We start from the raw sequence: 10,101 nt of genomic DNA on the forward strand, positions 1-10,101 counted from the left end.
AGTAGTAAGCGATTCGCACAAAATCATAGATTTTGGCTCTCTGCTTAAATCTGAGCTTTAGACTCATAAAAAAGTATTTATGATGCCGAAGAACTGGTAACATATCCCGGGGTGTAGATGAAGTTTTGAACTTGGAACCCTATAAAATAGGAAATAAGTGATAACACAGGAGGTGACGACTATGGATAACATACTTAGACTTACTAATGTTGTAAAATCTTTTGATGAACAAGATGTTGTAAAAGGTATATCAATAGATATTAAAAGGGGAGAGTTTTTAACATTATTAGGACCTAGCGGTTGTGGAAAGACAACAACCTTAAGAATGATTGCCGGCTTTGAAAACCCAACAAGTGGTAGTATTCTTCTTGAAGAAGAACATATAGAAAATAAACAACCCTATGAACTAAATATAAATACAGTATTTCAAAACTATGCACTTTTTCCACATATGAATGTATATAATAATATTGCATATGGACTAAAGATAAAAAAAGTTAAAAAAGCAGACATAAAAAAGCGTGTACAGGAAATTTTAGAGCTTATACAACTTAATGGCTATGATAAAAGAATGCCTGAACAGCTAAGTGGAGGACAAAAACAAAGAGTAGCCATTGGTAGAGCATTGATTAATAATCCTAAAGTATTGCTTTTAGATGAACCTTTAGGAGCACTAGATCTTAAACTTAGAAAACAAATGCAGTTAGAGTTGAAACGCCTACAGAAAAAGCTTGGAATAACATTCATATATGTAACACATGACCAAGAAGAAGCTCTCAACATGTCTGATCGCATAGTTGTGATGAGTGATGGTGTTATAGAACAAATAGGTACACCACAAGATATATATGAAAGGCCAAAAACAAGATTTGTGGCGGAGTTTATAGGTGAATCAAATTTATTTGATGCAACTGTAGAACATGTATACGACGGTGAAGTTATACTTAGTACCAGCAGTGGTAGTATGGTTGCAAAAAATAAAGAGTCAAATAAAAGTGATAAGGTTTGTGTGTTGATTCGCCCGGAAAGAACTAAATATTCTAAGGATAGGGTAAAAAATTTTAATTTAAAAGCTACTATAAAGGAACATGTTTATTTAGGTGCTGGGGTGAAAACATCTTTAGTTTTATCAAATGGTAAGGAAGTAATAGTAAATGATTATCATCATGTAAATACACCTCCACCAATAAATACAGAAGTATGGATATTTTGGAACCCCGTGGATGCAGTAATAATAGACTTTGAGAGTGAAGTTGTTAAATCTGGAGAAGAGGTGATGATCAGTTGAATACTGATAGTACTTCTTTGTCATATGAAAATGAAAAAACAGTAAGTATAAAGAGAAAAAAGAAAATAGATATTGCTAAAGCTTTTTTTATTCTACCAATAAGTTTTTGGATGATATTTTTTATGGCAATACCTATACTCTATATAGTCTTTATAAGTTTTTTACAAAGGGGAACCACTGGAGGCATAGAATTTATATTCTCTATTGAAAATTACAAAAGAATCATAACACCTTTATATTTTAAGGTGTTTTTAGATTCAATAGGCATAGCACTTTTAACAACACTATTAACCTTATTACTTGGATATCCTTTTGCATATTTTGTAGTGAAAATACCTAAAAAATTTCGAATACTTGCCATCATGCTAATAATTATTCCATTTTGGACAAATTCCCTTATAAGAACCTATTCTTGGATGACACTTATGAATACCAGTGGTCTTATAAATCATACATTAATAAAGCTAGGAATAATTAAAGAACCTATGAAAATGCTGTATACATATGGTGCCGTTTTAGTTGGAATGACCTATACCCTTTTTCCATTTATGGTACTTCCACTTTATACTTCCATAGAAAAAATGGAAAAGTCATATATGGATGCAGCGAAAGATTTAGGTGCAAATAGCTGGACAACATTTATAACCATAACATTACCACTTACTATGCCTGGAATTATTGCTGGATGTATTCTTGTATTTATACCGTCACTAGGGCTATTTTACGTTTCAGATTTAATGGGTGGCAGTAAAGTAATGCTCATAGGAAACCTTATTAGAAATCAGTTCTTAGTATCGCGTGATTGGCCTTTTGGTGCCGCATTATCAATTTTAATGATTATAGCTACATTGGTACTTGTTGCTGCTAGTGTGAAACTACTAGGTAGGAAAGCAGATATGGAGGTTTTCTAATGAATACTAAGGTTTATAAATTAATTTCAATTATATATATAGTACTAATATTCCTATTTTTATATATACCTATATTTGTAATTGCTGTTTATTCCTTTAATATGTCTAAGACAGATGCCGTATGGGCTGGATTTACTCTGGACTGGTATAGAAAATTATTTGATGATAGTAATGTAATAATTGCTTTTAAGAATAGCTTAACTATCGCAGTAGTAAGTACCATAATATCTTCAATAATAGGAACAGTAGGAGCTGTAGGCTTATATAAATATACATTTAGAGGTAAAAGTATAGTAGAAGGGTTACTTAATATAACTATAGTTATACCTGAAATTATTATGGGTATATCGTTACTTGTATATTTTGCACAATTACAGGTTCCCTTTGGTATAGTTACATTGGTGTTGTCTCATGCTACCTTTAGTATACCTTTTGTGCTTATTGTGGTGAAAGCAAGGTTAGCAGGATTTGATACTTCCATTGAAGATGCAGCTATGGATTTAGGTGCCAATAGGTTTCAGGTATTCTTTACAATTATTTTACCACTAATTTTACCAGGTATACTCTCAGGGGCTATGCTTGCTTTTGTACTATCCTTTGATGATGTAATTATTAATTTTTTTGTATCAGGTCCAGAAAGTACTACATTGCCAATAAAAATTTTCTCAATGCTTAAATTTGGGTTGTCTCCTGAAATTAATGCATTGTGTACAGTAATGTTGATGATAACATTTATCATCTTAATTATTACTCAAGTTATTAAGGTGAATAAAGCGAAGCTTCACACAGATAGGGCACTGCCTCCACCTGAGTGTTAGTTGAGGTAATCTATTTTCTACCAGCTTTAACTTACGGCTGATAGCTAATTAATAAAATATTTTAATTTTAAGGAGGGCGTATTTTAATGCGTAAAAAATTATTAAAGATGTTAAGCTTGGCTATGGTAGTAGCCTCTTCAACATTAATATTTGCAGGATGTGGTAGTTCCACGCAAACATCAACTGAAACTAAGAAAAGTAATAATGAAAAGGTAGTAAATGTCTTTACATGGGCTAATTACGTACCAGATTCAGTAATAAAAAAGTTTCAGGATAAAACTGGAATTAAGGTTAACTACAGCAACTTCTCAACAAATGAAGAGATGTTAGCAAAGCTTCAGGCCACTAAAGGATCTCAATATGATGTAGTTATATGCAGTGACTATATAATTGAAGTAATGGGAAAACAAAAAGACATATTGATGCAGCCTATAGATAAAGCGAACATACCTAATTACAAAAATGTTGATGCTAAATTTTTAGATCAAGACTACGATAAAGGAAATAAGTATTCTATTCCTTATACTCTTGGTAGTCAGATGATTGTATATAATCCTGATAAAGTTAAATTTGACATTAAAGGCTATAAGGATTTATGGAATTCAGCACTTAAGGATTCAATTGTACTTGTAGACGACCCTAGAATAGTTATAGGAATGACATTAAAGAAGCTAGGATACTCAATGAATGAAACAGATAAAGCAAAGCTAGAACAAGCAAAAGCAGAATTAAAGAAATTAAAGCCAAATGTAAAAGTATTTAATGCAGACACTCCTCATACCAGCTTAATTAATGGAGATGTAAGTGTTGGATACATGTATGGATCTCAAGCATCTGCAGCAGTAAAGGCAAATCCAAAATTTAAAATTGTTTATCCATCAGAAGGCATGAATGCTGAAGAGGACAATTTTATTATACCTGTTAAGGCACCACATAAAAAAGCAGCAGAGGAATTTATTAACTTCATGTTAGATGGACAGATTAGTAATGAAACTACTGAAGCTATTGAATATGTTAATACAAATAGTGCAGCAAAACAATATATGTCAAAAGACTATTTAAATAATAAAGCAGTATTTATTCCAGATGAAGAATTGAAAAAAGCTGAGCGTTTTAAAGATTTAGGAGACGCTGCCAAAACTTATGATTTAATTTGGTCAGAATTTAAACAACAATAGTGTTAACTAGTTTCTATATAATCAATATGTGATATAATGAAATCTAAATATAGCATTTATATAGCAAATTAAATTGTAAGTTGTAAATCTATAATCATTTAGGGGGTGGACTTATGGATATCTGGGATATAGTAATAAAAAATGCTCAAATAGTAGATCCGGAAAAAAATAGTATAATTTATGGAAATCTGGGGTTATGTAATGGAAAGATATCCATAATAACGGATAAGCATATAATAGGAAAACAAGAAATTGATGCAAAAAAACAAATAGTTTGCCCTGGATTTATAGATATTCATGCACATGTTGATGGGAATATGGGTTGTGCAGAGTTATCTTTGGTTCAAGGAATTACTACAACCGCAGGTGGTAATTGTGGTTGTGGCCCTATAAACTTAAAAGAATTTTTTGATGAACAAGATAAAAATGGCTTTCTTATTAATCAAGCACAGTTTGTTGGTCATTCATTTAGTTTAAGAAGAAGGGTTGGTATAACCAACCCTTATGTTTCAGCAACAGTTTCTCAAATTGAGACTATGAAAGAATTAACTGAAAAAGCTTTTGTTGAAGGGGCTATAGGATTATCCTTCGGGCTTGAATATGCTCCAGGCTCATCTTTTGAAGAGGTTATAGCTCTTAGCAAGATAGCAGCACAATATGGAAAATTAGTTTCTATTCATACTAGATTAACTTCACCTTATGATTTAGATTCCCTAAGAGAGGCTATAAGCATAGCTGAAATTACGGGAGCTTCAGTACAAATATCCCACTTAGTATATCAGTATGGAGCAGGAATAATGAGTGAGGCGTTAACTATTATAACTGATGCTAGAAAAAGAGGTCTTAATATATGGGCAGACAGTGGTATGTATACTGCATTTGCAACTAATATAGGTACCAGTGTTTTTGATGAAGAGCATATTAAAACCTTTGGATGGAAGTTTAATGATATGTTTATTGCCTCTGGTAGTTACAAAGGACAAAGCTTAACGGAAAAACTATATAAAAATATGAGAGATAGTGAGGATAATGCTGTTATAATCTGCTTTACTGGCATTGAAAGTGAAATTTATGAAGCACTTTTAAGCGATTATGTAATGCTATCTTCAGATGTGGGACCAAGTCCTACAGGCAATATGGATGAAGGACACCCACAAAATTCTGGTTCTTTCCCACGTTTTTTTAGAAAGATGGTAAGAGAACAAAAGAGTATTTCAATTACTAAAGCAGTTGAAAAGTGTACACTTTTACCTGCCAATTCTCTTGGACTTAAAAATAAAGGAAGACTATCTATAGGGGCTGACGCTGATATAGTAATATTTGATATAGAAAGTATAAAAGATAAATCTGACTTTTTAGATAAAGGTAAGCCTAATGCTTATCCAGAGGGAATTAGTTATGTAATTGTTAATGGACAAATAGTAGTGGAAGAAGAAAAAATTATAAAAGGAATTTTACCGGGAAAAGTTATTAAAGATATTTGATATACAATATTTTAATAATAGCATTAATACTTGAAGTAAATTATGAATAAACAAAAAAGCATATAGTAAAAATCTCAGCATTTTGCTGAGATTTTTTTATTAACTAGGAAGTATTGTATCAACAGGAGTTGTAGCAGGATTTAATTCATCTTTTGGATGGTTATTTGGGGGTATATGGATTTATTTATCCACTATTAGTAATAACAGGGCTACACCATTCTATGTTACCTGTAGATTTACAAATCATTTCAAATACAGGATCATCATTTGTTTTCCAAATTGTTGCATTTGGTAATATTGCACAAGTATCTAAGGGTAAGATAGTATATTGTAAACATAATGTTAAAAGGTATATATTTACAACACAGTTAGTTTATGTTAAAATACTAACAAAATAAAAAAGGAATTGAGGGAGCAATATGACAATATTAACAGCATTAGTTATATTAGGGTTAACTTATGGTGCAAGGATAAGAATTTAAGAAAGCTTAAATAAGAAACGTAGGAGAGGTAAAGAAAAACTCTCCTTTTTCTTATTTTGAAAAGATGATGAAGGAAGGACACCTTAACGGAGTAGATAATGCCATAGTTTTATTATGTTAAATGATAATGTTAGTTGTTAACTAATTTTTATTGTTTATATAACTCCTTCTTTATTTCAGTATAAAATCTGTATTTACAAGAATAGTTAATCTATAATTGTGTAAACTATAATTGCATTGTACTGTATTTCACCCCATAATTTATATTGAACTTTTATTATAGCAACAAAAGAGCATGTATCTTTTTTTAGGATGCAGGCTCTAATTACTTATAGTTGGTGAGTAAGGGGAATAATATTACCTTACTATAAATTTAAAAATATATACTATTAATAAGAAGTATAGTAAGTATTGTGTTATGAAGTTAAAGGAATTATTCTTCTGACAAGTTCCTCTGTGATATTATGAGGAATTCCATAAGATATAAGAGTTCTAATTACCATAGGATCCTCCTTTTCTATTCTACTTAAAATATCATTTACTCTTTCGTTATCTCGTGTCATGTTATCATCAGGGTTTAACGAAGACGTATTTAAATCTTCAATATTTTCTTTACTAGCAACTGCAGTATCAATCTCTTCAGTATTTTCTCTAATGTCTGCTTTGAGATTACTTTGAGATTCATTTTTAATATCTTTAGTTAACTGTGTAGTTTGGTTATAAGTCATGTCTTGCCAATATAATGTTCTAGATCCCATGCATATACATTGCATACAAGGACAATAAGGTGTTGGTAAATAATTATACATTTAAGGTAAGTACCTCCTAAATTTTAATCACGCAATAACAGTATATGATTGAGGTTTAAAAAAGTGAGAATAAAAACAAAAAGAGACTAGCTTTAATAGTGTGATTACTCTATGGTTATTTTCTATTAAGCACATATTCATTAATTAGATAAACAGTATATCCAATAGCTATGACATATAGGTATATATGAATTTGATATAAATAAGAATATGAGAGGTTCTTGGGTTATAGTGCACAGATTTTTATCCTTTGTTTTAATCTTACTAATAGGTTTTCATGTAATGTTTTCAAGATTTATATTAATTCGCAGATAAAATTAAAAAATACTATAGAAAAACTATGTCTAAATACCAGTGGGAATTACACATGATGTTGGCAACTGTAAAGAGAACCTGGTTAACCCTAAGTGCTTTTTATTTTACATGATATTAATATAAGTGTAATACTTTTTTTATAATTTAGTGTTAAAATAAACTTGAAGCGAAAGTTAGCTATACTGTTAGATTCACTCTGTTAAGGCATCAGTAGAAACACTGGTGCTTAATTTTTTTACACAATATTAACAAAATAAACAATTATGTAATAGCAATGTACAGTGTTGTAATACATAGATATTTATAATAATAGGTGTGCTAAGAATTAAAGCTTAGAGGATTTACAAAGATATTCTAATTTTCATGCAGGGCTCACTTGTACTATGGAATTGCTAGGTGGGTTAAGGTATATGCTATGAGTCAGTTGCCTGATATAAACGAGATTCTTCAAGTATTGTCAAATATGTAAATAGCAATAACTGACGGACTTTGTAGGTTCAGCACAGCAAAGAGCACTTGGTTAAATCCATGTGCTTATTACTTTTCAATAAAGTGAAACTTGAATCAGATGGGTGTTAAGTAGCTAAGTGGCATTTAACGGGTAATTTGGTCATTATAATACATTTATCTTTACATTTCTACACTAAAATTTTATAATTTTAAGTAACTCACTAAAAAAGGAGATGTTTAAATGATAAATAAAGACAAGGTAAAGAAGATTATTATTGTAAGTATAATAGTAATAATAAGTCTTATAGGAGTAGGATTTGGTGTATATAAGTATAATGTTGTACAAGCATATAACAACTTAATAACTACAGCTAATAAATACATGGATGCAGGGGAATATGATAAAGCAATAGAAGCATTTAAGCAATGTCTAAGATATAAACAAGATTCTAATATAGATAGAAGCATAAAATTAGCTGAAAATTTGAAAGAAGCTAAGGATATCTATGACGAAGGTACAAAATTAATGAATGACAAAAAGTATTTAGAGGCTATAGAACAGTTTAACAAAGTAACCAAAGCAAATAATAAGTTATATGACAACGCACAGAAAAATATACAAGAATGCAAGAAACAATATATAGCACAAAATTTACAATTAGCTGATAGTTCAATTAAAAGCAATAAATATGATGATGCTAATAAATATCTAGATGAAATTTTGAAAATAGATTCTAATAATGCAAATGCTAAAAAGTTGAAAAATGATATTATTAAGTCTGAACAGGAAAAGGATAATACACAATCATATACCAATAATACAAAGATAACTTTTGAACAAGCATCAAGTATAGTATTAGATAGTATAAAGAATAAAGCACCTAATACAGTAGTTGTTCAAGCAGATAAAGAAATAAGGAATCAAAATGGTTTAAATTATTATGTGGTACATGTAGTAGATAATATGGCAGATCATACAGCTACGAGAGGTTGGTACTATGTTGAAGTGAATACTGGTAAGGCATATGAATGGGATTTAGCTAGTAATAAACTAATACCATTAAATTAGCTTAAGTTTTTTATTATAAAAAAGCATATTACATAACAACCTTCTTAGAATTAAGGATAATTAATTAAATTAGAGAAAAAATAATAATATCTTTGTTTCTATGGAGGAGTATTCTATGTTTCGTAGATTAATTATCAATAAAACTATAGCATGGCTATTTAAAAATAAAAAAATCAGAAGGTCTAAGTCCAGGTTTGGAGGGTTAGGAACTTTATTAAGTACTGGATTAGTAATATATAAGGCGTTGAAGAATACAAATAGGAACTTGCGTTAGCTAAGTTCTTTTATTTTGCGTAATGGAGAGGAATAACAGAAAAATATTTAATGCCATAGTTCTTTAACATGGGGTAAAATTATATTATTATAATAATGCATGAACATAAAAATATGGAAAAATAATTTTATAAAAAAATAAATATGTAGATTATAACACAATAAAAGGAGGTAACAGCAGTGAAGATGAAAGTAATTGCAGAACTTGAATTAGAGGTTAAAGACGATGAGATAGAACAGGATGAGCTGAAAAAAGAAATAGAGAATGGTTTTCAACAAACAAAAGACAGTGTTGAAAGTCAACTTGAAAAAGATTGGAATAGTGCAAAAGTAATACATATAGAGATTATACGTTAGTTCATAATTAGAAAATTGTAAAATCAAGGTAAAGAAGAGAAAAATTCTTAGGCATAGATTTTGGAGTAACAAAAAGCTAGTGGAACATATATAAAAATGGTATAATTTTATAAACAACTAGATTATAAAATAGAATCATAGAAAACTTCAAAACATACTAAATGCAAATAAAAGTTTAAAAAATGTGAATAAGAAAAGATAATGAGGGGTGTAAAACTATGATTAAACATATTGTTACATGGAAATTAAAGGATTTTGCTGAAGGTAAAGGCAAAGTAGAAAATGCTAATAAGATAAAGATTGATTTAGAAAGTCTAAAAGATAAGATAGAACAGATTAAATTTATTGAAGTAGGTATTAATATAAATCAGTCAGAGCAAGCCTATGATGTTGTTTTATATTCAGAATTTGAGAGTGTAGAGGACTTAAATATATATCAGAATCATCCTGAACATATAAAGGTTGCTGGCTTTGTTGGTAAAGTTAAAGATCAAAGAGTAGTAGTTGACTATGAAAGCAACATAATATAGATACACAGTAAAGCACTTGGGTAAATCTAGGTGCTTATTATTTACAAATTTTTTGCAGATATATAGATAAACACGCCCGAAATTTAACTTATACGACCGGATATATTACCATGTTTCGTCACGTTAAATATTTTTAA

At 29.9% G+C, this 10,101-nt stretch carries 10 protein-coding genes; 9 read left to right on the forward strand and 1 reads right to left on the reverse strand.

Annotated elements, in window-relative coordinates; genetic code table 11:
- Positions 1-181 precede the first annotated feature (181 nt).
- The 6 genes from HGI79_RS08890 (at position 182) to HGI79_RS08915 (ending at position 6,077) form a co-directional block, all read left to right on the forward strand.
- The gene (locus HGI79_RS08890) at positions 182-1,288 is read left to right on the forward strand and encodes an ABC transporter ATP-binding protein (protein ID WP_185650364.1); all 1,107 of its coding nucleotides are present in this window, start codon (positions 182-184) and stop codon (positions 1,286-1,288) included.
- 110 nt (positions 1,289-1,398) lie between these two features.
- Complete coding sequence (locus HGI79_RS08895; protein WP_241428173.1) at positions 1,399-2,199, forward strand: ABC transporter permease; 801 nt, start codon at positions 1,399-1,401, stop codon at positions 2,197-2,199.
- Positions 2,199-3,017 carry an ABC transporter permease gene (locus HGI79_RS08900; protein WP_185650365.1) on the forward strand — a complete coding sequence of 273 codons (819 nt, stop codon included), beginning with the start codon at positions 2,199-2,201 and terminating at the stop codon, positions 3,015-3,017. Before HGI79_RS08895 ends, HGI79_RS08900 begins: the two co-directional genes overlap by 1 nt.
- 86 nt (positions 3,018-3,103) lie before the next feature.
- Positions 3,104-4,195: a spermidine/putrescine ABC transporter substrate-binding protein gene (locus HGI79_RS08905; protein WP_185650366.1), complete on the forward strand. Its 1,092-nt coding sequence runs from the start codon at positions 3,104-3,106 to the stop codon at positions 4,193-4,195.
- A 113-nt stretch (positions 4,196-4,308) separates the two neighbouring features.
- Positions 4,309-5,679: an amidohydrolase family protein gene (locus tag HGI79_RS08910; protein ID WP_185650367.1), complete on the forward strand. Its 1,371-nt coding sequence runs from the start codon at positions 4,309-4,311 to the stop codon at positions 5,677-5,679.
- A gap of 152 nt (positions 5,680-5,831) precedes the next feature.
- Positions 5,832-6,077, forward strand: coding sequence for a hypothetical protein (locus HGI79_RS08915; RefSeq protein ID WP_185650368.1), 246 nt, complete (start codon positions 5,832-5,834; stop codon positions 6,075-6,077).
- A 500-nt stretch (positions 6,078-6,577) separates the two neighbouring features.
- On the opposite strand, the gene HGI79_RS08920 is transcribed toward HGI79_RS08915, so the two are convergent.
- A complete protein-coding gene (locus tag HGI79_RS08920; RefSeq protein WP_185650369.1) occupies positions 6,578-6,970 on the reverse strand; it encodes a hypothetical protein in 393 nt (130 codons plus the stop codon).
- Between the two features lie 1,006 nt (positions 6,971-7,976).
- Here HGI79_RS08920 and HGI79_RS08925 point away from each other — a divergent pair.
- From HGI79_RS08925 to HGI79_RS08935, 3 genes are all read left to right on the forward strand, one after another.
- Positions 7,977-8,804, forward strand: a complete 828-nt coding sequence (locus HGI79_RS08925) for a lipopolysaccharide assembly protein LapB (protein ID WP_185650370.1) — start codon at positions 7,977-7,979, stop codon at positions 8,802-8,804.
- A gap of 453 nt (positions 8,805-9,257) precedes the next feature.
- Positions 9,258-9,434: a hypothetical protein gene (locus HGI79_RS08930; protein ID WP_185650371.1), complete on the forward strand. Its 177-nt coding sequence runs from the start codon at positions 9,258-9,260 to the stop codon at positions 9,432-9,434.
- A gap of 218 nt (positions 9,435-9,652) precedes the next feature.
- Positions 9,653-9,964 carry a Dabb family protein gene (locus HGI79_RS08935; protein ID WP_185650372.1) on the forward strand — a complete coding sequence of 104 codons (312 nt, stop codon included), beginning with the start codon at positions 9,653-9,655 and terminating at the stop codon, positions 9,962-9,964.
- The last annotated feature ends 137 nt before the right edge of the window (positions 9,965-10,101 follow it).

This window comes from Clostridium sp. DJ247, from assembly GCF_014231265.1.

Bases quoted from the DNA above. Each gene is read 5' to 3' on its own strand.
- HGI79_RS08925 (WP_185650370.1), top strand. From the start codon at position 7,977: ATGATAAATAAAGACAAGGTAAAGAAGATTATTATTGTAAGTATAATA.
- HGI79_RS08935 (WP_185650372.1), top strand. From the start codon at position 9,653: ATGATTAAACATATTGTTACATGGAAATTAAAGGATTTTGCTGAAGGT.
- HGI79_RS08920 (WP_185650369.1), bottom strand. From the start codon at position 6,970: ATGTATAATTATTTACCAACACCTTATTGTCCTTGTATGCAATGTATA.
- HGI79_RS08910 (WP_185650367.1), top strand. From the start codon at position 4,309: ATGGATATCTGGGATATAGTAATAAAAAATGCTCAAATAGTAGATCCG.
- HGI79_RS08905 (WP_185650366.1), top strand. From the start codon at position 3,104: ATGCGTAAAAAATTATTAAAGATGTTAAGCTTGGCTATGGTAGTAGCC.
- HGI79_RS08900 (WP_185650365.1), top strand. From the start codon at position 2,199: ATGAATACTAAGGTTTATAAATTAATTTCAATTATATATATAGTACTA.
- HGI79_RS08890 (WP_185650364.1), top strand. From the start codon at position 182: ATGGATAACATACTTAGACTTACTAATGTTGTAAAATCTTTTGATGAA.
- HGI79_RS08895 (WP_241428173.1), top strand. From the start codon at position 1,399: ATGATATTTTTTATGGCAATACCTATACTCTATATAGTCTTTATAAGT.